Below are 23,639 nucleotides of genomic sequence, written 5' to 3'. Positions count from 1 at the left end.
CTCCTCATTTTCGGCCCCACGCCTGGCGGGCACTGAGCCCCAGGCGGTTGGCCGTTGCCCGTACGTGGGCATGGGTGATCGCCACTGCCAACGCGTCGGCCGCGTCGGCCTGCAGCTTGGTTTTCAGGTTGAGCATGAGCCCGACCATGTGTTGAACCTGTTGCTTTTCGGCGCCACCACGGCCAACCACGGCGAGCTTGATCTCGCTGGCGGCGTATTCGTGCACCGGCAGGTCGCGCAGCACCACGGCCGAGATCGCCGCGCCCCGGGCCTGGCCCAGCTTCAGCGCCGAATCGGGATTGCGGGCCATGAACACCTTTTCAATGGCCACTTCCTGCGGCTGGTACTCGCGGCACAGGTCGGCCAGGCCCAGCACCAGCAGCTTCATGCGCTGCGGGAAGTCGTCGGCGCCCAGCAGCACCAGTGGCTGGTGGTGCACGTAGGTGACGCGGCCGGCGGCATCGACATCGATGATGCCGACCCCGGTCCGCTGCGAACCGGGGTCGATGCCGAGGATGCGGGTCATGCTGCACTCCTGGCGGGGCGGAACGGGATGCGCTGGCAGGCGTATGGGCTCATGACTGTCCGCGGTGACCGTTCAACGGCCCGCGCCCAGGCCGTCGAAGACGGCTCAGGCGTAGGCGTCGGCGCCGAGTTCGGCGTTGGAATACACGTCCTGCACGTCGTCCAGGTCTTCGAGCATGTCCAGCAGCTTCTTGACCTGCAGGGCGACGTCGCCTTCAACCTTGATGTCGTTGTCCGCGCGGAAGGTGATCTCGGCGTGGTCGGCGACATGGCCGGCGGCGGCCATCGCATCCTTCACCGCGTTGAACGCGTCAGGGCTGGTGACCACATCGATCGAGCCGTCATCGGGGTAGACCACGATGTCATCGGCACCGGCTTCAATGGCCGCTTCGGTGATGGCTTCCTCGTCGGCCCCTGCGGCGAAGCTGAGCACGCCCAGGCGCTTGAACATGAAGGCCACCGAGCCCTCGGTGCCCATGTTGCCACCGCACTTGCTGAACGCATGGCGGACATCGGCCACGGTGCGTACGCGATTGTCGGTCAGGCAGTCGACGATCACGGCCACGCCACCCGGGGCGTAGCCCTCGTAGCGGACTTCCTCGTAGTCGACGCCTTCCAGCTCACCGGTCGCCTTCTTGATGGCACGCTCGATCACGTCCTTGGACATGTTCACGGCCAGGCCCTTGTCCACGGCCACGCGCAGGCGCGGGTTGTTGTTGGGGTCGCCTCCACCGCCGCGCGCGGCAACGCCGATCTCGCGGATGATCTTGGTGAAAATCTTGCCGCGCTTCGCGTCGGACGCGTTCTTGCGGGCTTCGATGGAGGGGCCTCTACCCATGGGTGCTACCGTCTGGCTGCTTCAGGATCAAGGCGCGGATTCTACCTGATCGGGCGCTGCAACCGTGTCTAGGCCCGTATTGTTGTAGAGCCGAGCCCATGCTCGGCCCAATGGGCCCGACGGAATGCAGCCGAGCATGGGCTCGGCTCCACAGGGCGGCCCTGCCTCCCCTGCCCCTATGCTGCCGCCGCGTCGCGGCTGTGGTCGAACTTGCCATGACGCAGGAAATGCGCGGTCTGCCGCGCGGCGTCGGGCGACACCACCAGGCCGCTGTGGCTGGTGCGGACCACGCAATGGTCGGCCAGGCCCGGCAGCCGGGTCTCGGCCAGTGCCACGGTGCCGTCGGAGGCATCGTCGATGGCACCCAGCAGGCTGCCCAGCCCATGCGGCACCGAGCCGGCGATCAGGCCAACCTCGGCCCTGCCCTGCCAGTCCGGCAGGCCATCGAGCAGCAGCTCGCTGCTGCGTCCCAGCGCCAGGCCCCAGCCGTGCTCGGACAACGAGCGTGCGGTGCCACTGCCGCGCAGCGGTGAACCCAGGCAGACCACCCGCTGCACCGGCAGCTGCGGATTGCGCCGCAGCGCTTCCAGCGCCAGCAACCCGCCCAGGCTGTGGCCGACCAGCGACAACGGCCCGGCGTCGGCCAACCGTTCCAGCAGCTGGGGCACCGCCACGTCGGGACCACCGAACACCGAGGAGTAACCGAACGCATGCACCTGGAAACCACGCGCGCGCAGGCGCCAGGCCAGCGGCCCGACCCAGGCGCGGGCATTCCAGATGCCATGCAGCAGCAATACGGGGGGAGTCATGCAAACAGCCTGGCGGTCAGCGGGGCAGGAACGTGAGGTGATTGAACACGCGCGCGCAGCAAGCGGCGGTGAACGTCAGGCCGCGCGCGGTGCGCGGCGCAGGATGAATTCAAGATCGTTGGTATCGCCGACCGGGAACAGGTACTCGCCGGCCTTCTCGAAACCATAGCGGGCGTAGAAGCGTTGCGCGCCGAAGTTCTCCGACCACACACCCAGCCACAGCGTGCGCGGGCCTTCGCGCTCCAGCCAGGTCAGCGCGGTTTCCAGCAGGCGGCTGCCCCAGCCGCAGCTCTGCTGCGTCTTGATCAGGTACAAGCGCTTGAGTTCGCCGTCACCGGGTTTCACATCCGGATGCGGCAGGCCACAGGGGCCGGCGGCGGCATGGCCGACCGCCTCCCCATCCAGTTCCAGCAGCCACACCGCGTAATCGGGGTGGGCCAGGATCACGCGCTGGCGCTCGACCGTGTAGGCCTCCTCCAGGAAGGCCTGCAGGTCCTGCGGCGGGTACAGATGGCCGAAGGTTTCGGTGAACGTGCGGGCGGCCAGCGCCGACAGGGTCGGCGCGTCGTCCACAGTGGCGCGGCGGATCGAATACATGCAGGAAGTTGACGCCAGGGCGAAGCGGGGGTCAAGCCTTTTCAGGCGACTCCGCTTCTTCTTCCTCGTCCTCTTCCTCGTACTCCTCTTCGTCCTCGTCCTCTTCTTCCTCGTCCTCTTCGTACTCTTCCTCTTCGTCGTCCTCGTAATCCTCGACGCCGAAGTCTTCACCGTCCCAACGGCCTTCGCCGTCGGCGACGAAGGTCAGGGCCATCGCCGCCGGGTTGGTACCGACGCGGACCAGCCAACCACCGAACACGCGTGCACGCTCGGTGACCAGGTTGGCCTCGGAGCCTTCATTGCCCAGCTTTTCCCACTCCAGCGAAAACGCAAACTCGGTCATTGCCTGGATCTCCTGATCAGTTGGTCTTGGGGCGAACCTGGATGTGCACTTCGGCCAGCTGCGCGTCGACGATCGGCGACGGCGCGTCGGTCATCAGATCCTGTGCACCGGTGGTCTTCGGGAACGGGATGACGTCGCGGATCGACTCGGTGCCGGCCATCAGCGCGGCGATGCGGTCGATGCCGAAGGCGATGCCACCGTGCGGCGGCGCGCCGTAGTTCAGCGCGTCGAGCAGGAATCCGAACTTGGCACGGGCCTCTTCGGCGCCGATGCCGAGCAGCTCGAACACTGCGCTCTGCATGTCCGGACGGTGGATACGGATCGAACCGCCGCCGATTTCATTGCCGTTGAGCACCATGTCGTAGCCGCGCGAGACGGCGGTACGGGCGTTGGCGCGCAGGTCGGCGATGTCATCCACGGCCGGTGCGGTGAAGGGGTGATGCAGGGCGACGTAGCGCTGTTCTTCCTCGTCCCATTCGAACATCGGGAAGTCGGTGACCCACAGCGGCGCCCAGCCATCGGCGATCAGGCCGAAGTCCTTGCCGGCCTTCAGGCGCAGCGCACCCATGAAGTCGGAGACCTTGTTGTAGCTGCCGGCGCCGAAGAACACGATGTCGCCGTTGCCGGCGCCAACATGGGCGACCAGCGCAGCGAAGGAAGCCTCGCTGAAGAACTTCTGGATCGGCGAGCTGACTTCGCCGTTGTCGGCGATCTTGATGTAGGCCAGACCCTTGGCACCGTACTTGGCGGCATGCGCGGCGTACTCGTCGATCTGCTTGCGGCTGAGCGCTGCACCGCCCGGGATGCGCAGCGCGGCAACGCGGCCTTCGGCATCGTTGGCCGGGCCGGTGAACACGGCAAATTCGCTGTCCTTGACCAGTTCAGCCACGTCCACCAGCTCCAGCGCGATGCGCAGGTCCGGCTTGTCCGAACCGTAGCGGCGCATCGCCTCGGCCCAGGTCATGCGCGGGAAGCTGGCATCCAGCTGGACGTCGACCACTTCCTTGAAGATGGCGCGGATCATGTCTTCGACGAAGTCCTGCACGTCGCGCTCGCGGACGAAGGCGAATTCCATGTCCAGCTGGGTGAATTCCAGCTGGCGGTCGGCACGCAGGGCTTCGTCGCGGAAGCAGCGCGCGATCTGGTAGTAACGGTCGAAGCCGGCCACCATCAGGATCTGCTTGAACAGCTGCGGGCTCTGCGGCAGGGCGTAGAACTCGCCCGGGTGCATGCGCGCCGGCACCAGGAAGTCGCGGGCGCCTTCCGGGGTGGCCTTGGTCAGGATCGGGGTCTCGATGTCCTGGAAGCCCTTCTCGTCCAGGTGGCGGCGCAGGGCCTGCACCAGCTTGATGCGGGTGCGCTGCATGCGCTGCATTTCCGGACGGCGCAGGTCCAGGTAGCGGTACTTCAGGCGGGTTTCCTCGCCCGGGTTCTCGTGGGCGTGGAACGGCAGCGGCGCAGCCTTGTTCAGCACGGTGATGGCGGTGGCGATCACTTCCACCTTGCCGGTGCGCATCTTGTCGTTCACCGCGTGGCGGGCGCGCACGACGCCCTCCACCTGCAGCACGTCCTCGTAGCCCAGCGAAGCGGCCACGGCGAACACTTCGGCGTTGTCGACCTCCACGGTCACCTGCACGATGCCTTCATGATCGCGGAGATCGATGAAGCAGACGCCGCCCTGGTTACGGGCCACGTCGGTCCAACCGGCGAGGGTGACAGTCTGGCCAATCAGGGTCTCGTCGACCAGGCCGCAGAAGTGGGTACGCATTGGGGGAAGCTCCGCTGGAGAACGCCGGCACCGGATGGGGGCCGGAAAGCCTCGTATTCTGCGGCCGAGGCCCCGGCCGGGGCAAATCCGGCCAGTCACACCGGCTTGATCATCCCCCTCCCTATAGTCAGGCACCTGCCACCGTATGGGATGCCGCCATGAATCCGCTGTCCCTGGCCCGCCTGGCCGTGACCCTGAGCCTGGGCACCATCGCCACGCTCGCCCTGCCCTCCGCCCCGGCCGCCGCGCAAAGCGGGGTGATCCGTTGCGAGAGCCAGAACAACCGAGAACGCGTGTGCAATACAGGCTGGCGCAATGCGCAGCTGGTCCGCCAGCTGTCCGGCAGCGCCTGCGACGAGGGCCGCACCTGGGGCAGCCGCAATGGCAGCATCTGGGTCAGCAATGGCTGCCGCGCCGAATTCGTCGAGGCCCGTGGTGGCTGGGGCGGCGGCAACGGCGGTGGCTGGGGCGGCAACAACGGCCGGCCCGGCGAAACCATCCGCTGTGAGAGCCAGAACAATCGCGAACGCAGCTGCCCGGTCGGCTGGCGCAATGCCCGCCTGGTCCGCCAGCTGTCCGGCAGCCCCTGCGACGAAGGCCGTACCTGGGGGGTGCGCAACGGCGCGGTGTGGGTCAGCAACGGCTGCCGCGCCGAATTCGCCGAAGCTCGCGGCTGGGGTGGCGGGGGCGGTGGCTGGGGCGGCGGCAACAGCAACTACTCCATCACCTGCAGCAGCAACAACAACCGCACGCAGAACTGCGACTGGGATGAGCGCCAGGGCCGGCCGGTGCTGCAGCAGCAGCTGTCCGGCAGCGCCTGCCAGGAGGGCCGCAGCTGGGGCTACTCACGGGGCCAGGTGTGGGTGAGCAACGGTTGCCGGGCGCGCTTCGGTACGCGTTGAGGGGTAGCGCCGGGCCATGCCCGGCGAGCGCAGTGGCGCGGTCAACTGCAGAAAACCCGCCGGGCACGGCCCGGCGCTACCGGGCTGGCTGCGCGGCCTCGTCACCCCACGGCGGCGGCGGCAGATCGACCGGCTTGCTCAGGTCGAACTTCACGCGGAAGCGGCGGCCGTCCGGGCGGGCCAGCTCGTAGACGAAGGTCTGGTCCGGGTCGATCTCCATCGCCCAGGTGTTGTGCGTGGACGCAAGCATGTCGGCACGACGGAACATCGCCACCGAATCGGTGTCCGCCGGGAACTGCTGGCGCTCGGCGGTGCCCGGCGGCGTGCTGTCGCCGCCATAGAGGGTGATCGCATCCGCGCTGCCATCCGGGTGGCGATGGTCGTGCTTCAGGCGCAGGCCGTTTTCGGTGCGGGTCAGCACCCAGGTGCGCGAGTGGTCATCCCCCACATGGACGGGAATCCGCAATTCATGGGCAGGATCGGCACAGCCGCGCACATGCATGACCAGGCGCTGCCCGGCGAACGGGTCCTTGCCGGTCGGCGCCGGCGTGTCCTCCACCACCCGGCCTTCATAGGCCTGGCCGCAATGCGCGGCGACGGCCGCCATGAAGGCATCGGCCGGTGCGGTCGCCAGATCATGGGCGACCGAATCGGAACGCTGCGAGCAGGCAGCGAGGCTGAGCAGGAGGGCGGAAGCGGTAACTACGGCAGGCAGTCTCATGCCCCAACCCTAACGACCCGGGCCGGTGCGCGCAAACCCTGCGCACCGGCCACGTCACCTCATCGGTGCAGCCAGACCTCGCAACCGCCGACGTCCTGCTTCTGGCCACCGGCGGCATAGCGGCGGATGATCTCCGCCTGCCACTGCTCGCGCTCGGGGCTGCTGCCCACCTGGCTGGGGCAGTTGACCAGTGCGGCCAGCGGCAATCCACCCAGTGCTGCGTCATCTGCAGCCAGCGATGCGAGCACGTCGTCCGATGCCCAGTCCGGAATCATCACCGCGCGGCGGCCGGAGAAATACGGCAGCTCGGAGGACCAGTCCTGACCGAACGCGACCACCACACCCTGCGCCGGGGTGCCGGTCCGGATGGCCTCGGCGATCTGCGAAACCGGTGTCGGCTCGCGTGCCTCCTTGATGTCCTTCAGCGACTTCACCAGGCCAAAGCCCACCGACAGCACGCACAGGAAGATCGCCAGCGCAACGCCACGGCGCGGCTTGCCCGCCGCTTCGGCCGCCAGCACCGTCGACCACAGCACCAGGCCGATGATCGACGTGGCGAACACGATATTGGCCGCCTGGTAGTAGGGATGGGCGATGTGCAGGTTGGTGAAGACCAGGAACGGCGCCAGGTAGGCCAGCAGCAGGACAGCCACCGCCGTGCGCGTGCGCTTCTGCCACAGCCCGGCGATGACGAAGATCAGGAAGATCCAGTTGGAGCCGATCGCACCGGAGAAGCGCTTCTTGAACACCGTGCCCCACCAGGTAGCCGGATCCAGGCGCTGCTGCAGGGTGCCGTAATTCCAGGTGGACAGAGCATCGGAGGTGATCTGCCGGCCCAGCGCCGACTGCGCCTTCAGCGCATCGGCATGCTGCAACCACAGGCTGAGCGTGGCCAGCACGGCAAGCGCGGACAGGCCACCCCAGAACAGCAGCTGCCAATGCTGCTGCAGCCACCGCGGACGCCAGCCGTGCTCGCGCAGGGCCAGCCACAGGAAGGCCAGTGCAACGAACGCGGCAAAGCCGAAGAACGAAGTCACCTTGATGGCCGCCGACAGCACCGCCGCGACGACGGCAACCAGGCCCACCCACGCGCGCGGCTGGCTGCGCAGGCGTGCCATCGCCCAGACAAAGAGCAGGCCAAAGAACACCGCGCTGGATTCCATCATCACCGAGCGCCCCCAGAACTGCGCGTACGGTGAAACGGCGAAGGCGCCGGCCACGGATAGCGCCAGCGTGCGATCAGGGCGCCATGCCAGCAGCGTGCGGTAGACCAGCCAGATGCAGCCGGCATGGAAGACGGTGGAGACCAGCCGCCCGCTGTTGTCGGCACTCATGCCGGTGACGCTGGACAGCAACGCCGCCAACCACTGGTAGAACGGGAACTCGAACGGGATCGACCAAGGCGCGCCCAGCACCGGGGTCACGTAGTCCAGCCAGGGACCGCCGCGCAGCAACCAGTCGATCGACAGAGCAGTCTGTGTCTGCCGGAAACCGGAGGCATCGACCGGGGGCATCGACCAGCTGCAGCCCAGCAGGACCAGCAGCGCGACCGCCGAGAACCACAACAGGATCTTGCCCGGCAACAGGCTGCGGTCTGGGTTGCTTTCCTGGGTCACGCCTGTTGCTCCTGGCTGTGGCCGCCCACGACAGGGCGCGCTTCACGGGCGCGCAGTGTCTGTGTTGGCACGCGGGAGTGCAAGCCGCTGCACGCGTCCGCGGCTCAGCCCTGCGGTGGCAGCGGCGCCTTCGGCGGCTCGGCGTGGCTGACCTCGGTGGCCGCTACCGGTGCGGCCTCGCCCTCGCCCGCCGGTTCCTGCTCCACCGGATCGACGTCGAACGGCGTGCGGAACACCAGCGACGGCAGCAGCGTGGTCAGTGCGGCGTACAGCAGCAGCGCGCCGAACAGCACCGCCGGAATCTGGAAACGCTCGCGCATGATCGCCGCCAGCACCAAGGTGAAGATCAGGGTCGGAGCCAGCGCCAGCGAGACGCGCAGGCTGCTGCGGAAGCTCTCGCCGAACATCACCCGGCGCTGCAGCCAGACCACGCCGATGCGCAGCGGCAGCACCACCAGGGTGATCACGATGCCCAGCCCCAGCGCCTCGAAGCTCAACGCTTCGCTGGGCACCTTGGTGCCCGCGTTGAAGAAGTAGAACGGCACGAAGAACGAGGCGAACAGGCGCAGCGCGTGCAGGTTCTCGTGCGAGGCCAGCAGCGGCATGCGCTGGTGCAGCAGGCGCGCGACCAGGCCGGCGATGAACGCGCCCACCAGGTAATACACGCCCAGCAGGTAGGTGATGTAGGCCGCCACCATGCCGACCATCACCAGCAGCGAGAACTCCGAGCCCGGCGCGTGCGGCGCCACCCAGCGGCCCAGCGCGATGAACAGCAGCGGCAGGCCGACCATCATCGCCAGCAGCGCCAGGCTGGACAGCGCCATGTGGCCCGGATCGCCCGCCTGCAGCACGATGAACAAGGCAGCCAGCGCCAGCAGCTCACCGGCAATGGCCTTGCTGGTGACCCAGAACCGTTCGTCCTCGCTCAGGCCCAGCCGCGACAGCGAGTCCATGATGAAACCGGTCGAGGGCGTCAGCAGCGCCAACGCCAGCAGCCCGGCGGCCTGCCATGGCAATCCTGCGTAACGCCAGGCCAACCAGCCGACGCCGAACAGCGTGCCGGTACGGATCACCAGATGTGCCAGCAGCGGCCACATGCCCCGGCGCAGCGCCTGCAGATCCACTTCCAGGCCGGCGAACAGGAACAGCGAGGAAATGCCCAGGGTGGCCAGCAGTCCGATCACCGCATCATGTGCCTGATCCCCCAGCCAGAGCATGGCGATGATGCCGAACAGCAGGCAGGTCAACGGGGCAGGCAGGCTGAAACGCTGCAACGCGCGTGGGATCACCAGCAGCGCGAAGATCAGCAACAGGTAGATCAGTTCATGGCTCATGGGGTCTTCCGTGGGGTTGGAACGCGCGCAGGATGCGCGCGCTGAACCGATCCGGCAAGCCGTTTTCGAATGACCCCGGTTACCTCATCCGATCATCGCGTCGGCCAGCGCCCCCACCCGTGCAAGCACCGCTGCGCGCTGGTCGTCATCGACCGACGCGCCCTGCAGATAGGCGGTGACCACCCACGCTGCGCCGCCCGCATGCGGCCACAGCACGGCGATGTCGTTGCGCGTGTCATCACCGTTGCTGCCGGTCTTGTCCCCCACTCGCCAGCGCTTGCCCAGCCCAGCGCGCAGGCAGGCATCGCCGGTCTGGTTGTCGATGAGCCAGTCAGTGAACTGCTGGCGCGATGCCGGCTGCAGGCCATTGCCCACCGCGAAGCGGGCCAAGCTGGTGGCCATCGCGGCCGGGCTGGTGGTATCGCGCGGGTCTCCCTTCGCGAACAGATTCACGTCCGGCTCGTTGCGGTCATTGCGGGTAACGCTGTCGCCCTGCCCGCGCAGGAATGCCGTCAGCACCGACGGCCCGCCCACCACCTCCAGCAGCAGGTTGGCCGCCGTGTTGTCGCTGGTGGTCAGCGTGCCCCGGCACAGGTCGCGCACCGTCAGGTCCTTGCCCACATGGCGGCGCGCCACCGGGGCGTAGGACAGCAGATCCTTTTCGGCGATGGGCACACGTGTGTCGAGCGAAACGCGGCCTGCATCGGCAAGGCTCAGCACATGGGCAACCAGCATCGACTTGAACGTGCTGCACATCGGGAAGCGCTCGTCCTGACGATGTCCGCCGATGCGACGGCCGTTACCGGTGTTCAGCACGGTGACGCCCAGTCGGCCACCGCTGGCTTTCTCCAGCGCGGCGAAATCGGCGGCGTCGGCAATGGCGGCGTTCGCGGCGGATATGCCGGACGATGGGGAAACAGCTCGCGCCAACGCCGGGGCAAGCAGCGAGGAAGCAACGGCAGCACCACTGAACTGCAGGAATCGGCGACGGGCGAGCATAGGGGTTCTCCTGGTGACCACTCGATTATTGGCGCTTCCCCTGCAGCCGACCAGCGCGAAAAATCAAGGCAAGCCATAAGTTGAACTCATGCCTGTCGTAACCAACTTGTTGAGATTTACGAAATTCCTTATTGAACGGTAGGATCAGCCATCACCATGGCTCACGGCTTTCCGATGCTGCACCCGACCCTGCCGCTGAACGCGCTGCGTGCTTTTGAAGCCGCCGCCCGCCATCAGAACTTCACCCGTGCCGCGCTGGAGCTGTGTGTCAGCCAGGCGGCGCTGAGCCACCAGATCCGGGGCCTGGAAGACCGGCTCGGCATCCGCCTGTTCCATCGCCTGCCGCGCGGCGTGGCGCTGACCGATGAAGGCGCAGCGCTGTATCCGGTGCTCAACGAATCGTTCGAACGCATCTCGGCCAGCATCGCGCGCTACACCGGCGGGCCGGCCCGCGAAGTGCTGACACTGGGGGTGGTCGGCACCTTTGCCACCGGCTGGCTGCTGCCACGGCTGGCCGCATTCGAGGCCGCGCATCCGGACATCGAGCTGCGCCTGCAGACCCACAACAACCGCATCGACCTGGCCGGCGAAGGGCTGGATCTGGCCATCCGCTTCGGTGATGGCGACTGGCAGGGCCAGGCCTGCACGGCGATCCTCGATGCGCCCTTCGCGCCGCTGTGCGCCCCGGCATTGGCGCGGCGGCTGAAGCAGCCGCGCGACCTGGCCGCGCTGCCGTTGTTGCGTTCCTATCGCAGCGACGAATGGCCGCGCTGGCTGCAGGCGGCCGGCGTCAACGGCGTGGAAGCGCGTGGGCCGGTGTTCGATTCCTCGCTGACGGTGGCGATGGCCGCCGCCGGAGGGGCCGGCGTGGCCTTGCTGCCGCTGCGCATGTTCGAGCAGGAACTGGCCGAAGGCCGCCTGCTGCAGCCGTTCGGCACCACGCTGGAGCTGGGCCGCTACTGGCTGACGCGGCTACGCTCGCGCGCCGAGCGCGAGCCGGCCAAGCGCTTCCGCGAGTGGCTGCAGGCGCAGGCATGATGTAGCGCCGAGCCCACGCTCGGCTGCTTCATGTGCGAACCCGCGCTGCGCGCATAAGCCGAGCATGGCTCGGCTCTACAGAGAAGGCAGCTGGCCAGCGGCCGGCACTACCGATTACGACTCCAGCAGCTCCATCCACGCCGCTTCAGCCTTTTCCAGCTGCGCGGCGGCGGTTTCCCGATCGCGGCCGAGCACGGCCATGCGGCTGGCATCGGCATAGTTGGCCGGATCGGCCAGCTGGCGATCCAGTTCGGCCAGCGCACTTTCCAGCTCGGCCACCTTGGCTTCGGCCGCGGCCAGCTTGTGCGGGTTCACCGGCTTTTTCTGCACCACCTGTGCCACCGGGGCGGTCTTGACCACCACCGGCTCTTCCACCTGCTCCATGCGGGCCTTCGTGCCCTGCGCCTGCGGACGGGTGCGCAGCCACGCGGCGTATGCATCCAGGTCACCGTCGAACGGCTCGACCACGCCATCGGCCACGCGCCAGTAGGTATCGCAGACCAGGCCGATCAGGTGGCGGTCATGCGAGACCATCACGATCGCGCCTTCGAAGGTGGCCAGTGCTTCGGCCAGCGCTTCGCGCATTTCCAGGTCAAGGTGGTTGGTCGGTTCGTCCAGCAGCAGCACGTTCGGCTGCTGCCAGGCGATCAGCGCCAGCGCCAGGCGTGCGCGCTCGCCACCGGAGAAACCATCGACCGGCTCGAACGCGCGGTCGCCCGGGAAATTCCACTTGCCAAGGAAATCGCGGAACGACTGGTTCGGCGCATCCGGGGCAATCTCGCGGAAGTGCTCCATCGGCGACTGGCCTTCGTGCAGCGACTCCACCGTGTGCTGGGCGAAGTAGCCGATCTTCAGGTCCGGGTGCGCCATGCGCTCACCGACGATCGGCGCCAGTTCACCCACCAGGGTCTTCACCAGGGTGGTCTTGCCGGCGCCGTTGGGGCCGAGCAGGCCAATGCGCTGGCCCGCTTCCAGGCCGAAGCCGACGTTGTGCAGGATCACCGCATCCTGGCCGTAGCCGGCCTCGACGTGGTTCAGGCGGATCAGCGAGAACGGCAGCTTGGCCGGCGGCGCGAACTCGATGCGGAACTCGCGTTCGGCGCGCACCGCTTCGGTGCCGGCCAGCTTGGCCAGGCGCTTCATGCGGCTCTGCGCCTGCGCGGCCTTGCTGGCCTGCGCCTTGAAGCGGTCGATGAAACTCTGCAGGTGGGCGCGCTCGGCCTGCTCCTTCTCGTGCGCGATCTGCTGCTGGCGCAGCTGTTCGGCGCGCTGGCGCTCGAAATCGGTGTAGCCGCCCGGGTAGAGCTTGGCGCCGCCGCCGTGCAGGTGCAGGGTGTGGGTGGCCACGTTGTCGAGGAACTCGCGGTCATGCGAGATCAGCAACAAGGTGCCTGGGTACTTCAGCAGCCACTGTTCCAGCCAGTACACCGCGTCCAGGTCCAGGTGGTTGGTCGGTTCGTCGAGCAGCAGCAGGTCGCTGGGCATCATCAGCGCACGGGCCAGGTTCAGGCGCACGCGCCAGCCACCGGAGAACGAGGACACCGCACGGTGGTGCGTCTCGGCGGGGAAGCCGAGGCCGTGCAGCAGCTTGCCGGCGCGCGCTTCGGCGTCGTAGGCGCCCATCTCGGCCATCTTGGTGTGTGCGTTGGCCACCGCCTCCCAGTCTTCGCGGGCGGTTGCCTCGGCCTCTTCGGCCAGCACCGCGGCCACCTCGGTATCGCCGCCCAGCACGAAGCTCAGCGCCGGGTCCGGCAGCGACGGGGTTTCCTGGGCCACGCTGGCGATACGGACCTTGCCGGGCAGGTCGACGTCACCCTTGTCGGCCTCCAGTTCGCCCTTCACCGCCGCGAACAGGCTGGATTTGCCAGCACCGTTGCGGCCGACCACACCTACCCGGTAACCGGCGTGCAGGGTCAGGTCGACATTGGACAACAGCAGCCGCTCGCCGCGGCGCAAGGCGAAATTACGAAGGGAGATCATCGGGGAAGGGGTCCATATAACCGGATGGAATGTGCTGGTGAGCACTATTCCTGCGACGCAATTCTAGCGTTAACGAATACTTGACGCGTCCCGGGATGCGCAGTGGCCGACGTTCCTCTCTCCCACGTCCCCGCCGCGCGCGTCCCGGGTCTCCTCCCCGCCGATGCCTGTCCGGGCTAAATGGTTGCTGCTGCAACGTTTTTTCCGATGACCGGCATTTGACAGGCACTGAATATCCCGTTAATTGCTGTATTGCGCACCGCAACAACCGCCGTCCGCCTCACCCCCGTGATGTCGATTCCGGTGCCGCCCCCGCCAACCGGAGCCCCATCCCGATGACCCGCAAGACCAGCCTGATCGCCGCCGCCGTCGCTGTCGCACTCGGTGGCTCTCCGTTCGTCGCCGCCGCCCAGCAGGCCGGCACCGCCGCCAACACCCTGGACACCGTGATCGTCACCGGCACCCGCGTGGCCGACCGCACCGTCGCCGAATCGCAGTCGCCGATCGACATCATCACCCCTGAAGTGCTGCAGTCCACCGGCACCAGTGAACTGGCCACCGCCCTGTCACGCGCCCTGCCCTCACTGAACTTCCCGCGCCCTGCCCTGACCGACGGCACCAGCGGCGTGCGCCCGGCGCAACTGCGCGGCCTGTCACCGGACCAGGTGCTGGTGCTGGTCAACGGCAAGCGGCGCCACACCTCGGCGATGATCAACGTCAACGGCAGCATCGGCCGTGGCTCGTCGGCGGTGGACATCAACGCGATCCCGATCGCCGCGATCGAGCGCGTGGAAGTGCTGCGCGACGGCGCGTCGGCGCAGTACGGCTCGGACGCCATCGCCGGCGTCATCAACATCGTGCTCAAGGGCAGCGGCCGTGGCGGCAGCCTGGCCGTGGACTACGGCCAGTACTCCGCCGGCGACGGCAACAAGTACCAGCTTTCCGGCGATATCGGCGTCGAGTTCGGCAACGGCCGTGGCCGCGTGCACGTGGCCGGCCAGATCAGCCAGCAGGACGAGAGCAACCGCGCCGGCCCGTACCGCGGCACCACGCCGAATACCGGCAACTTCCCCAGCATCGGCCAGAAGACCTTCATCGTCGGCGACCCGCGCGTGGATGCCACTGCTGCGTCGGCCAACGCCAGCTTCGATTTCAGCGATCACGTAACCGGCTACGCCAGCGCGCTGCTCAGCAACCGCGACATCACCTCGTTCGCGTTCTACCGCTCGCGCAACCACAGCGGGCAGAGCGCGCTGCTGGCGCAGACCTACCCGGACGGCTACGTGCCGCAGATCAACCAGTATTCCAAGGACCGCTCGCTGGTGGCCGGGGTCAAGGGCAACACCGACAGCGGCTGGACCTGGGACCTGAGCCTGAACCACGGCGAGAACACCCTCGATTTCCACACCCGCAACAGCATCAACTACAGCCTCGGTGCGACCAGCCCGCGCTCGTTCTACGACGGCACGCTGAAGTACCAGCAGGACATCTTCAACGCCGACCTGACCAAGTCGCTGGACTGGGGCCTGGCCTACCCGGTCACGCTGTCCTTCGGCGGTGAGTACCGCAAGGAGAAGTGGGACCAGAATCCGGGCGAACTGAACTCGTACACCGGCAGCGGCGCGCAGGGCTTCGCCGGCTTCACCCCGACCAATGAAGTGCATGCCGACCGCCACAACTACGCGGTCTATGCAGGCCTGGAAGCCGACCTGACCGAGAAGTTCTCGGCCGGCATCACCGGCCGCTACGAGGACTACTCGGACTTCGGCGACCGCTTCTCCGGCAAGCTGTCGGCGCGCTATGCGTTCACCGACAAGGTCGCGCTGCGTGCCACCGCCTCCAGCGGCTTCCGTGCACCGTCGCTGGCGCAGCAGGGCTACCAGGCGGTCACCAGCCAGTTCCTCAATGGCGTGTTCGTTGAACGCGGCACCTTCCCGACCACCAGCCCGGCCGCGCAGGCGCTGGGCGCCTCGCCGTTGAAGGCCGAAACCTCCACCTCCTACAGCCTGGGCCTGGTGCTGCAGCCGGTGGACCGCCTGTACATCACCGTCGATGCGTACCAGATCGACATTGATGACCGCATCGCGCTCTCGTCCAGCATCACCACCAACGCCGCCACCAGCGCGCTGCTGGGCACCCTCGGCCTGCCGCAGGTGACCGCGTTCTCGTACTTCACCAACGGCCTGGATACGCGCACCCGCGGCGTCGACTTCGTCTCCAGCTACACCGTGCCGTTCAGCGCCAGCAGCCTGGAGCTGACCGCCGCCTACAGCTACAACGACACCGAAGTGCGCCGCGTCGGCGGCACCCCGGCGGTGTTTGGCACGCTGGGCCTGACCCAGTCACTGATCGGCCGAGACGAGATCGGCCGCATCGAGGACAGCTACCCGCGCGACAAGGCGATCCTGAGCGGCACCTGGCGTTCGGACCACTGGGAACTGGGCCTGGCCGCGACCCGCTACGGCAAGTTCACCGTGCGCAACTCGGCCACCGCGCTGCGCGACCAGACCTACGGCGATGCCTGGGTGGTGGATGCCTCGGCCAGCTACAAGCCGAGCAGCAACTGGACCCTGACCGTGGGCGCCGACAACCTGCTGGACAAGTACCCGGACCGCACCGAAGACCTGCAGAACTCCACCTTCGGCATGCTGCCGTACAGCAACTACTCGCCGTTCGGCTTCAACGGCGCGTATGTGTACGGGCGGATCAAGTACACCTGGTAAGCGAGGCTCTGGTAGTGCCGGCCGCTGGCCGGCAACCCCGGGCCACATCTGGAGGAGAGCCCCTTCTTGTTGAAGGGGCGCGCCGAAGGCGGGGGTAGAGGAGAAATGCGTGGGCAAGCCCGCCGGCCACGGCACGTGGACGGCGGGTTTGCCGTATCTGGCCTCGTCGGTGAAAATCGGGGTATCCCCCCCGATTTCCTGCGAGTGCCGATGCACCATGACACCGACCTGATCAACATCGTTGCCGTTGGCCTGGGGCTCGCCTTCATCTTCGGCGCGCTGGCCAACAAGCTCCGCTTGTCTCCCCTGGTCGGTTACCTGGTTGCTGGCATCTGCGTAGGCCCGTTCACCCCCGGCTTCGTCGCCGATCAGGCGCTGGCCAACCAGTTGGCCGAACTGGGCGTGATGCTGCTGATGTTCGGCGTCGGCCTGCACTTCTCGCTGAAGGACCTGATGGCGGTCAAGGCCATCGCCATCCCCGGCGCCATCGGCCAGATCGCGGTGGCCACCCTGCTCGGCTGGGGCGTGGCCTCGCTGATGGGCTGGCCGGCCATTCATGGCGTCATCTTCGGTTTCTCGCTGGCCACGGCCAGTACCGTGGTGCTGCTGCGGGCAATGGAGGAACGGCGCCTGCTGGAGACGATGCGCGGCAAGATCGCGGTCGGCTGGCTGATCGTCGAAGACCTGGCCTGTGTGCTGGCGCTGGTGATGATGCCGGTGATGGCCGGCGTGTTCGGTCCCGACGCGGCCAAGGAGTCGCACTCGCTGGGCAGCGTGCTGGCCGACATCGGCTGGACCTTCGTGCAGCTGGGCCTGTTCGTGGCGGTGATGCTGGTGGTCGGGCGCCGGGTCATCCCGTGGATCCTCGAACGTATCGCCGGTACCGGCTCACGCGAACTGTTCACCCTGTCGGTGCTGGCAATTGCGCTGGGCGTGGCCTTCGGCTCTGCGATGCTGTTCGGTGTCTCGTTCGCGCTGGGTGCGTTCTTCGCCGGCATGCTGCTCAACGAATCGGAACTGAGCCAAAAGGCCGCGCATGATTCGCTGCCGCTGCGCGATGCGTTCGCGGTGTTGTTCTTCGTTTCGGTCGGCATGTTGTTCGACCCCAACATCATCGTGCAGCACCCGTGGCAGGTGCTGGCCACGGTGCTGATCATCATGTTCGGCAAGTCGGCCGCCGCCTTCTTCATCGTGCGTGCGTTCGGCCATCCCACCAGCACCGCGTTGACCATCTCGGCCAGCCTGGCGCAGATCGGTGAGTTCGCCTTCATCATCGCCGGGCTCGGTGTGGCGTTGCAGATCCTGCCGAAGGAAGGCCAGTCGCTGGTGCTGGCCGGTGCGCTGGTGTCGATCATGCTCAACCCGCTGGTGTTCGGCCTGCTCGACCGATGGCAGGCCAAGCAGGAAACACAGCCGCAAACGCCGGAGCCGGAAGAGGCGACCGGCCCGTCACGGGACCTGCATGACCACGCCATCGTGATCGGCTATGGCCGGGTCGGCAGCGAACTGGCGCAGGTGCTGAGCGACCGTGGCGTGCCGGTGCTGGTGATCGATGACAACAAGGAACACGTCGAGTCGGCGCACGCCAAGGGCCTGGCGGCGATCCGCGGCAGTGCGGCGGCCGACCGGGTCCTGGCCGAGGCCCATCCTGAGCGGGCGAAGATTGCGGTGCTGGCGATTCCGCAGCCGCTGGAAGCCGGTGAGGCGCTGGCCAAGCTGCGTGCGATCAACCCGGACCTGACCCTGCTGGCACGTGCGCACAGCGATGCCGAAGTGAAGCATCTGCTGGAGCATGGTGCCGATGGCACGGTGATGGCCGAGCGCGAGCTGGCCTATTCGCTGGCGGAGATGATCATGTCCACGCCGCCGTACCGGAACCTGAGGCAGCACAACATTCCTGTTGTATGAGGGGTGTGCTTGCGGCAGGGCTTGCAGCCCTGCACCTGCCGAGGCAACGGCAAAAGCAAGGCTGACTATCCGTGGGATGGCGGGGTGGGTCCCCGCTGCTGTTGGTGGGTGTCGACCTTGGTCGACACGGCGACACAAAAAAATCCCCGGTCGACCCGCATCGACCGGGGATCTGGATCGCCACGTTGCCACGCCTTGGAGAGGCAGTTCCACCGTAGCGCATCGCGTGGCCGGCGGTGATCGCCTGTGGCGATATGCACCAAGCGCGCGGCTATCAGGCGGCGGCCAGGGCCTGCTCCAGGTCGGCGCGCAGGTCACCGATGTGCTCGATGCCGATCGACAGCCGCACGGTATCTTCGCTGACCCCGGCCTTGGCCAGCTCTGCCGCATCCAGCTGGCGATGGGTGGTCGAGGCCGGATGGGTGGCCAGCGACTTCGCGTCGCCCAGGTTGATCAGGCGGGTGAACAGCTTCAGCGCATCGAGGAAGCGCGCGCCAGCCTCGCGCCCACCCGGCAGGCCGAAGGTCAGCACGCCCGAGCCATGCCCGCCCAGGTAGCGCTGCGCGGCGGCATGCTCGGGGTCGTCTGCCAGTCCCGCGTAACGCACCCAGGCGACCTTGTCGTGCGCCTTCAGGAACTGCGCGATGGCCAGTGCATTGGCGTTGATGCGTTCCATGCGCAGGGCCAGGGTCTCGATGCCCTGCAGGATCAGGAACGCATTGAACGGCGACAACGCGGCACCGGTATTGCGCAGCGGGACCACCCGCGCGCGGCCGATGTAGGCCGCCGGCCCCAGTGCTTCGGTATAGACCACGCCGTGGTAACTGGGGTCGGGCTGGTTGAGCCGCGCGAAGCGCGTGGGTTGCGCCGCCCAGTCGAAGCGGCCCGAATCGACGATCGCGCCGCCCAGGCTGGTGCCGTGGCCGCCCAGGTACTTGGTCAGCGAATGCACCACGATGTCGGCGCCGTGCTCGAATGGGCGCAGCAGGAACGGCGTGGCCACGGTGTTGTCGACGATCAGCGGCACACCCGCGGCATGCGCCACCTCGGCAATGGCGGCGATGTCGGTGACGTTGCCGCGCGGGTTGCCGATCGATTCAACGAACACCGCCTTGGTGCGCTCGTCGATCAGCGCGGCGAACGCAGAAGGATCGGCCGGGTCGGCGAAGCGCGCCTGGATGGCATACTGCGGCAGCGTGTGGGCCAGCAGGTTGAGGCTGCCGCCATACAGCGCGCTGGAGGCGACGATGTTGTCACCGGCCTCGGCGATGGTCTGGAGGGCATAGGTGATCGCGGCCTGCCCCGAGGCCAGCGCCAGCGCACCGATGCCACCTTCCAGTGCGGCCAGGCGTTGCTCCAGCACGTCGGTGGTAGGGTTCATGATGCGGGTGTAGATGTTGCCGGGCACCTTCAGGTCGAACAGGTCGGCACCGTGCTGGGTGTCATCGAAGGCATACGCCACGGTCTGGTAGATCGGCACCGCCACCGCGCGGGTGGTCGGGTCGGGTCGGTAGCCACCGTGCACGGCCAGGGTTTCCAGTTGCCACTGCGGTTCGCTCATTGCACCAGGCTCCATCCGGGGAAACCGCCACCATAGGCCAGCTGGCACACGCCGCTGAAAGCTACTGGCGATGACGCCCGTACCGGCGGTTATCAGGTTGGCCGCGATTCAGGCAGTCGTCATGGGGCGTTGCTAGGCTGCGCCGCCGGGCGCTGCTGCCCGGGCACGGAGGCCCCACCCATGCAGCCATCGCCCTGGCATCCCACCACCAGCAGTTCGCCTACGTCGGTCATGCTGGTAGAGGACGACCGTCGCCTGGCCGAACTGGTGAGCGACTACCTCCACCAGCATGGCTTCGCCGTGCAGCACATCGCACGCGGCGACCTCGCCGGCGCCGCCTGCCGCCAGCACGCGCCGGAGCTGGTGGTGCTGGACCTGATGCTGCCCGGCCTGGGCGGCATCGACGTGTGCCGGCAGATCCGCAGCTTCTCCGATGTGCCGATCCTGATGCTGACCGCCTGCGAGGACGACATCGAACAGGTGCTGGGCCTGGAATCGGGCGCCGACGACTATGTGCACAAGCCCATCGAACCACGCCTGCTTCTTGCCCGGCTGCGCGCCCTGCTGCGCCGCCGCCACGGCAGCGGCAATACCGGCACGCCCAGCCGGCTGATGCACGGTGAACTGCTGATCGACCGCATGCAGCGTGAGGTACACCTGCACGGCGCCACGGTGGACGTGGGCACCACCGAATTCGAAATCCTGTGGCTGCTGGCCAGCCAGCCCGGGCAGATCCTGTCCCGTGACCAGATCCTGCAGGCGGTGCGCGGTATCGGCTTCGACGGCCTGGACCGCAGCGTTGACGTCTGCATCGGCAAGCTGCGTCGCAAGCTCGGCGATGATGCGCGCGAGCCGCGGCGGATCAAGACCGTGTGGGGCCGCGGCTACCAGTTCAATCCGTCGGCCTGGACGGCATGAAGCGGCTGTTCCTGTGGTTGTGGTTCATCACCGGCGCCTGCTTCCTGGTGTCGGTGTTCTTCCTCAACCGGGTACTCGACAGCATCTATACGCCCGTGCAGGATCGCGTATTCGTCCAGCAGGTGCGCGGGCAGGTGTACGCCCTGCGCAGCGGCCTGGCCGGCCTGGACGGTAGCCAGCAGCGCGAGCGCCTGCAGCAGTGGCAACCGCACTATGGCATCGCATTGACCCTGCTCGACACGCCTCCCGCGCTGGCCCCGCAGGAACAGGCAGCCGTGCAGGCCGATGGCTTCATCGTGCGCGATCAGTACCAGCAGGTCCTGCTGCCGATCGAAGGCATCGACGGTCGCTGGTTGCACCTGCGCCTGCCTGGCGCGGTGCAGATGACCACGTACATGACCATCGCGGCCTACCTCAGCATCCTGCTGCTGGTCGGCGCCAGCCTGTATGCCTGGGTTCGCCTGCTCTGGCGCGATCTGGAGGCCCTGCGCGTGCATGCCGACCGCATCGGCGCCGGCGATCTGCAGGCACGCGCGCAGGTTTCGCCACGCTCGCAGATCCGGGTCATCGTCGATCACTCCAACCGCATGGCCGCACGCGTGGCCGAACTGGTGCAGCGCCAGCGCGACCTGACCCATGCGATCTCGCACGAACTGCGCACGCCGATCGCGCGCGTGGCCTTTGGCCTGGACCTGATGCAGGACAGCGATGACCGCGAGCGCCGCGAACGACTGGCGCAGGGCCTGCATGGCGACTTGGCCGAGCTCAACCGGCTGGTCAGCGAACTGCTGGCCTACGAACGGCTCGAGCATCCGGGCGAGGGCGAACCGATGCAGCGGATCGAAGCCAACGACTGGCTGCAGGCCTGCCTGGCCGATGCCCGCCGCGATGCCGAACGTGCCGGCCTGGTGCTGCGCGTGCAGCCCAGTGCCCTGCCTCGGCTGGACGCGGAACCGCGCCTGCTGCAGCTGGCGCTGAGCAATCTGGTCGGCAATGCCCTGCGCCACGCGCGCTCGCAGGTGGACGTGTCGCTGGTGAGTGTGGGCGGGCGCGCCTGCCTGCGCGTGGACGACGACGGCCCCGGCATCGCCGAAGCTGACCGCGAAAAGGTGGTCCGCCCGTTCACCCGCCTGGATGACAGCCGCAGCCGCGACACCGGGGGCTTCGGCCTGGGCCTGGCGATCGTCGGCCGCATTGCCGCACGCCACCACGGCGAACTGCGCATCGGTCGCGCCGCCCTCGGCGGCGCACGCCTGGAAATGCACTGGCCGCTGGCTGCCAGCTGAACGCCCACGGGCGCAATTACAGTTGATTACAACTCCCGCACAACTGCGGACGGATCGGTCGCCGGCGTATCGCCACGCTAGCGACCCTGCAGCACTCGCCGGATGCGCGCGCTGCTTTTCCTCCCATTGTCGAGAGTTTCCATGTCCCAGCTTCGCCGTTCCCCCACCCTGCTCTGCCTGGCCCTGTTGCCACTGTTCGCTGCCCCGATCGCCCACGCCAAGGACGACCACTGGACCTTCGAGCTCGCCGCCGGTGGTGGCGTGGCGCCGCGCTACAGCGGCAGCGAGGAGTATCGTGCGACGCCGTCGTTGTCCTTTGATGTCACCTCGCCGGGTGGATGGTTTCTGGGCACCAGTGGCATTGGCTGGGGCACCGCCATCGGCGAGCACACCCGCGTGCGCGCCTATGTCGGTGCCAGCGGTATCCGCAAGGACAAGGATTCGCTGCTCGGCGGTTCGGACTTCCTGTGCGGCATGGGCGATATCGATACCCGTCCCCTGGTCGGTGTCTCGGCTGGATATACGCTGGGCGAAGCCGTGCTGAGCGGTTCCTGGCAGTTCACCCGCAAGGACGAGGACAAGGCTGAGAACGGACTGGCTACCCAGCAGATCCACCTGAACCTGAGCATGCCGCTGTTCGACCTGGCCGGTGGCGTGGTCAGCGGCAGCGTCTCCACCGACTACGGCAACCGTGGGTACATGCAGACCTGGTACGGCGTCAGTCCGGAACAGGCCGCGCGCACCGGCTTTGCCGAGCACAAACCGAAGGCCGGCCTGGTCAGCGCCGGTGTGGGCCTGAAGTGGAGCCACCGCGTGGGCCGTAATGGCAACTGGTACATCTCGGCCGAAGGCACGCGCCTGCTCGGCGATGCGGCCAACAGCCCGATCGTGCAGAAGGCCAACCAGTTCGGCGTGATGAGCGGCTATACGCACCGCTTCTGATGCATGAAGGACGCCGCTGGGCGCCCTCTTTCGCTTCGATCAGTGGCAGGCTTGTGCGGCGCCGCTGCCGCACAAGCCGACCTCGCGCAGCCAGCCGATCCACTGCACGACGTCGTCCTTCTCCGGCTCGGCGCGGAACGACTTCTGCACGGTGTGGAAGCCCTGCCTGCCCTGCATGCCCTTGATCCAGGTGAACTCCGGTTTGCCGGTGCCGGGGTTCAGCGGGCAACTGAGCATCAGCAGCGCGAATGGCCGTCCGCCCTCCTCGCCTTCGCGGATCCAGTGGCTCTGCGCAGCCGGACAGGCCATGCGCCACCCCGCCTCGATGATGCCGAGGAACTCGCGCGGACTCACATGGCCACTGTTCGGCGCATCATTGACGGTAACCATGTCGGTCCAGTCCTGCACGGTCTGGCCCTGCGGCACGTACTCGGTGATGCGGTTGCCTTGTGCGTCGGTGCTCTGGTGGGCCTGCTGGTAACCCTTCATCGGCGGCAGCTGGACCTGTTCGACGGCTGCGGCGTGTCCAGCAACTGCAGCGAGCGCCAGCGCCACGCAGAGTGAAACCCTGCGGGTAACGTCCATGCGGTTCTCCTCGTCCTTGCGAAAGTGAAACGGGATCATTGTGCCTTGCTGAGGCTTTGGTGGCGCGCCAGCCATGGCAGGCGCGCCACCGGTTCAGGCCTTGGCGAAGACCAAATGCCCACCCTCATTGCCGACTTCGATGGTGTCACCGTTGACGAACGCGCCGGACAGGATCTGCTGCGCCAGCGGATTCTCCAGCTGCGACTGGATCGCGCGCTTCAGCGGCCGCGCGCCATACACCGGATC

21 protein-coding genes are annotated in these 23,639 nt (G+C 67.5%); 7 read left to right on the top strand and 14 right to left on the bottom strand.

All coding sequences use genetic code 11. The features are described from left to right. Positions 1–4: 4 nt before the first annotated feature. The 6 genes from ruvC to aspS form a co-directional block, all read right to left on the bottom strand. Positions 5–526 carry a crossover junction endodeoxyribonuclease RuvC gene (gene ruvC, locus AC5P5V_RS14410; RefSeq protein WP_005418518.1) on the bottom strand — a complete coding sequence of 174 codons (522 nt, stop codon included), beginning with the start codon at positions 524–526 and terminating at the stop codon, positions 5–7. A 105-nt stretch (positions 527–631) separates the two neighbouring features. Further along, positions 632–1,363: a YebC/PmpR family DNA-binding transcriptional regulator gene (locus AC5P5V_RS14405; RefSeq protein ID WP_005418519.1), complete on the bottom strand. Its 732-nt coding sequence runs from the start codon at positions 1,361–1,363 to the stop codon at positions 632–634. Between the two features lie 176 nt (positions 1,364–1,539). Beyond that, positions 1,540–2,172: an esterase/lipase family protein gene (locus tag AC5P5V_RS14400; RefSeq protein ID WP_032954421.1), complete on the bottom strand. Its 633-nt coding sequence runs from the start codon at positions 2,170–2,172 to the stop codon at positions 1,540–1,542. 75 nt (positions 2,173–2,247) lie between these two features. Beyond that, on the bottom strand, positions 2,248–2,769 hold the full coding sequence (locus tag AC5P5V_RS14395) for a GNAT family N-acetyltransferase (RefSeq protein ID WP_134968908.1): 522 nt from the start codon (positions 2,767–2,769) through the stop codon (positions 2,248–2,250). Positions 2,770–2,800: 31 nt separating this feature from the next. Then, positions 2,801–3,112: a hypothetical protein gene (locus tag AC5P5V_RS14390; RefSeq protein WP_061480409.1), complete on the bottom strand. Its 312-nt coding sequence runs from the start codon at positions 3,110–3,112 to the stop codon at positions 2,801–2,803. A gap of 16 nt (positions 3,113–3,128) precedes the next feature. After that, positions 3,129–4,880, bottom strand: coding sequence for an aspartate--tRNA ligase (aspS, locus tag AC5P5V_RS14385; RefSeq protein ID WP_088497145.1), 1,752 nt, complete (start codon positions 4,878–4,880; stop codon positions 3,129–3,131). Positions 4,881–5,038: 158 nt separating this feature from the next. Between aspS and AC5P5V_RS14380 the strand changes: the two genes are divergently transcribed. Beyond that, positions 5,039–5,782, top strand: a complete 744-nt coding sequence (locus AC5P5V_RS14380) for a DUF3011 domain-containing protein (RefSeq protein ID WP_061480407.1) — start codon at positions 5,039–5,041, stop codon at positions 5,780–5,782. Positions 5,783–5,858: 76 nt separating this feature from the next. On the opposite strand, the gene AC5P5V_RS14375 is transcribed toward AC5P5V_RS14380, so the two are convergent. The 4 genes from AC5P5V_RS14375 to blaL2 all read right to left on the bottom strand — a co-directional run bounded on the left by AC5P5V_RS14375 (position 5,859) and on the right by blaL2 (position 10,452). Next, positions 5,859–6,503, bottom strand: coding sequence for a hypothetical protein (locus AC5P5V_RS14375; protein ID WP_495215918.1), 645 nt, complete (start codon positions 6,501–6,503; stop codon positions 5,859–5,861). 59 nt (positions 6,504–6,562) lie between these two features. Then, entirely contained in the window at positions 6,563–8,119 is a 1,557-nt protein-coding gene (locus tag AC5P5V_RS14370; RefSeq protein WP_061480405.1) for an ArnT family glycosyltransferase, read from the bottom strand. Between the two features lie 104 nt (positions 8,120–8,223). Then, complete coding sequence (locus AC5P5V_RS14365) at positions 8,224–9,453, bottom strand: cation:proton antiporter (RefSeq protein ID WP_134968910.1); 1,230 nt, start codon at positions 9,451–9,453, stop codon at positions 8,224–8,226. An 84-nt stretch (positions 9,454–9,537) separates the two neighbouring features. Then, entirely contained in the window at positions 9,538–10,452 is a 915-nt protein-coding gene (blaL2, locus tag AC5P5V_RS14360; protein WP_134968911.1) for a L2 family extended-spectrum class A beta-lactamase, read from the bottom strand. A gap of 174 nt (positions 10,453–10,626) precedes the next feature. Between blaL2 and ampR the strand changes: the two genes are divergently transcribed. After that, positions 10,627–11,490, top strand: a complete 864-nt coding sequence (gene ampR, locus AC5P5V_RS14355) for a LysR family transcriptional regulator AmpR (protein ID WP_154351748.1) — start codon at positions 10,627–10,629, stop codon at positions 11,488–11,490. Positions 11,491–11,604: 114 nt separating this feature from the next. On the opposite strand, the gene AC5P5V_RS14350 is transcribed toward ampR, so the two are convergent. After that, the gene (locus AC5P5V_RS14350) at positions 11,605–13,470 is read right to left on the bottom strand and encodes an ABC-F family ATP-binding cassette domain-containing protein (protein ID WP_134969000.1); all 1,866 of its coding nucleotides are present in this window, start codon (positions 13,468–13,470) and stop codon (positions 11,605–11,607) included. Between the two features lie 335 nt (positions 13,471–13,805). On the opposite strand from AC5P5V_RS14350, the gene AC5P5V_RS14345 reads away from it, so the two are divergent. Then, positions 13,806–16,193, top strand: a complete 2,388-nt coding sequence (locus AC5P5V_RS14345; protein ID WP_134968999.1) for a TonB-dependent receptor plug domain-containing protein — start codon at positions 13,806–13,808, stop codon at positions 16,191–16,193. A gap of 210 nt (positions 16,194–16,403) precedes the next feature. Then, positions 16,404–18,101 (top strand): YbaL family putative K(+) efflux transporter, encoded by a 1,698-nt coding sequence (ybaL, locus tag AC5P5V_RS14340; RefSeq protein ID WP_061480400.1) that lies wholly within the window; start codon positions 16,404–16,406, stop codon positions 18,099–18,101. A 274-nt stretch (positions 18,102–18,375) separates the two neighbouring features. Here the strand turns inward: ybaL and AC5P5V_RS14335 are convergent, their stop codons facing one another. Then, positions 18,376–19,662, bottom strand: a complete 1,287-nt coding sequence (locus AC5P5V_RS14335; protein ID WP_231352262.1) for an O-acetylhomoserine aminocarboxypropyltransferase/cysteine synthase family protein — start codon at positions 19,660–19,662, stop codon at positions 18,376–18,378. Positions 19,663–19,842: 180 nt separating this feature from the next. On the opposite strand from AC5P5V_RS14335, the gene AC5P5V_RS14330 reads away from it, so the two are divergent. From AC5P5V_RS14330 to AC5P5V_RS14320, 3 genes are all read left to right on the top strand, one after another. Continuing rightward, a complete protein-coding gene (locus AC5P5V_RS14330; protein ID WP_134968998.1) occupies positions 19,843–20,580 on the top strand; it encodes a winged helix-turn-helix domain-containing protein in 738 nt (245 codons plus the stop codon). Continuing rightward, the gene (locus tag AC5P5V_RS14325) at positions 20,577–21,866 is read left to right on the top strand and encodes an ATP-binding protein (RefSeq protein ID WP_134968997.1); all 1,290 of its coding nucleotides are present in this window, start codon (positions 20,577–20,579) and stop codon (positions 21,864–21,866) included. Before AC5P5V_RS14330 ends, AC5P5V_RS14325 begins: the two co-directional genes overlap by 4 nt. Before the next feature lie 141 nt (positions 21,867–22,007). Beyond that, a complete protein-coding gene (locus AC5P5V_RS14320; RefSeq protein ID WP_495215917.1) occupies positions 22,008–22,808 on the top strand; it encodes a MipA/OmpV family protein in 801 nt (266 codons plus the stop codon). A 39-nt stretch (positions 22,809–22,847) separates the two neighbouring features. Here AC5P5V_RS14320 and AC5P5V_RS14315 read toward each other — a convergent pair whose 3' ends face one another. Further along, a complete protein-coding gene (locus AC5P5V_RS14315) occupies positions 22,848–23,432 on the bottom strand; it encodes a hypothetical protein (RefSeq protein WP_231352263.1) in 585 nt (194 codons plus the stop codon). Positions 23,433–23,486: 54 nt separating this feature from the next. After that, positions 23,487–23,639, bottom strand: a 153-nt coding sequence (locus tag AC5P5V_RS14310) for a ClpB D2-like domain containing protein (RefSeq protein ID WP_495215922.1), incomplete at its 5' end; no start/stop codon positions are given.

This window comes from Stenotrophomonas sp. YJH_SMC_130, assembly GCF_059369035.1.
Note: the sequence above shows the minus strand (reverse complement) of the source record. Positions and strands in the feature narration are given on the sequence as shown.

Bases quoted from the DNA above. Each gene is read 5' to 3' on its own strand.
- ampR (WP_154351748.1), top strand. From the start codon at position 10,627: ATGCTGCACCCGACCCTGCCGCTGAACGCGCTGCGTGCTTTTGAAGCC.
- AC5P5V_RS14380 (WP_061480407.1), top strand. From the start codon at position 5,039: ATGAATCCGCTGTCCCTGGCCCGCCTGGCCGTGACCCTGAGCCTGGGC.
- AC5P5V_RS14320 (WP_495215917.1), top strand. From the start codon at position 22,008: ATGTCCCAGCTTCGCCGTTCCCCCACCCTGCTCTGCCTGGCCCTGTTG.
- ruvC (WP_005418518.1), bottom strand. From the start codon at position 526: ATGACCCGCATCCTCGGCATCGACCCCGGTTCGCAGCGGACCGGGGTC.
- AC5P5V_RS14350 (WP_134969000.1), bottom strand. From the start codon at position 13,470: ATGATCTCCCTTCGTAATTTCGCCTTGCGCCGCGGCGAGCGGCTGCTG.
- AC5P5V_RS14365 (WP_134968910.1), bottom strand. From the start codon at position 9,453: ATGAGCCATGAACTGATCTACCTGTTGCTGATCTTCGCGCTGCTGGTG.
- AC5P5V_RS14375 (WP_495215918.1), bottom strand. From the start codon at position 6,503: ATGAGACTGCCTGCCGTAGTTACCGCTTCCGCCCTCCTGCTCAGCCTC.
- AC5P5V_RS14315 (WP_231352263.1), bottom strand. From the start codon at position 23,432: ATGATCCCGTTTCACTTTCGCAAGGACGAGGAGAACCGCATGGACGTT.
- ybaL (WP_061480400.1), top strand. From the start codon at position 16,404: ATGCACCATGACACCGACCTGATCAACATCGTTGCCGTTGGCCTGGGG.
- AC5P5V_RS14325 (WP_134968997.1), top strand. From the start codon at position 20,577: ATGAAGCGGCTGTTCCTGTGGTTGTGGTTCATCACCGGCGCCTGCTTC.
- AC5P5V_RS14330 (WP_134968998.1), top strand. From the start codon at position 19,843: ATGCAGCCATCGCCCTGGCATCCCACCACCAGCAGTTCGCCTACGTCG.
- AC5P5V_RS14400 (WP_032954421.1), bottom strand. From the start codon at position 2,172: ATGACTCCCCCCGTATTGCTGCTGCATGGCATCTGGAATGCCCGCGCC.
- AC5P5V_RS14345 (WP_134968999.1), top strand. From the start codon at position 13,806: ATGACCCGCAAGACCAGCCTGATCGCCGCCGCCGTCGCTGTCGCACTC.
- AC5P5V_RS14395 (WP_134968908.1), bottom strand. From the start codon at position 2,769: ATGTATTCGATCCGCCGCGCCACTGTGGACGACGCGCCGACCCTGTCG.
- AC5P5V_RS14390 (WP_061480409.1), bottom strand. From the start codon at position 3,112: ATGACCGAGTTTGCGTTTTCGCTGGAGTGGGAAAAGCTGGGCAATGAA.
- aspS (WP_088497145.1), bottom strand. From the start codon at position 4,880: ATGCGTACCCACTTCTGCGGCCTGGTCGACGAGACCCTGATTGGCCAG.
- AC5P5V_RS14405 (WP_005418519.1), bottom strand. From the start codon at position 1,363: ATGGGTAGAGGCCCCTCCATCGAAGCCCGCAAGAACGCGTCCGACGCG.
- AC5P5V_RS14335 (WP_231352262.1), bottom strand. From the start codon at position 19,662: ATGAGCGAACCGCAGTGGCAACTGGAAACCCTGGCCGTGCACGGTGGC.
- blaL2 (WP_134968911.1), bottom strand. From the start codon at position 10,452: ATGCTCGCCCGTCGCCGATTCCTGCAGTTCAGTGGTGCTGCCGTTGCT.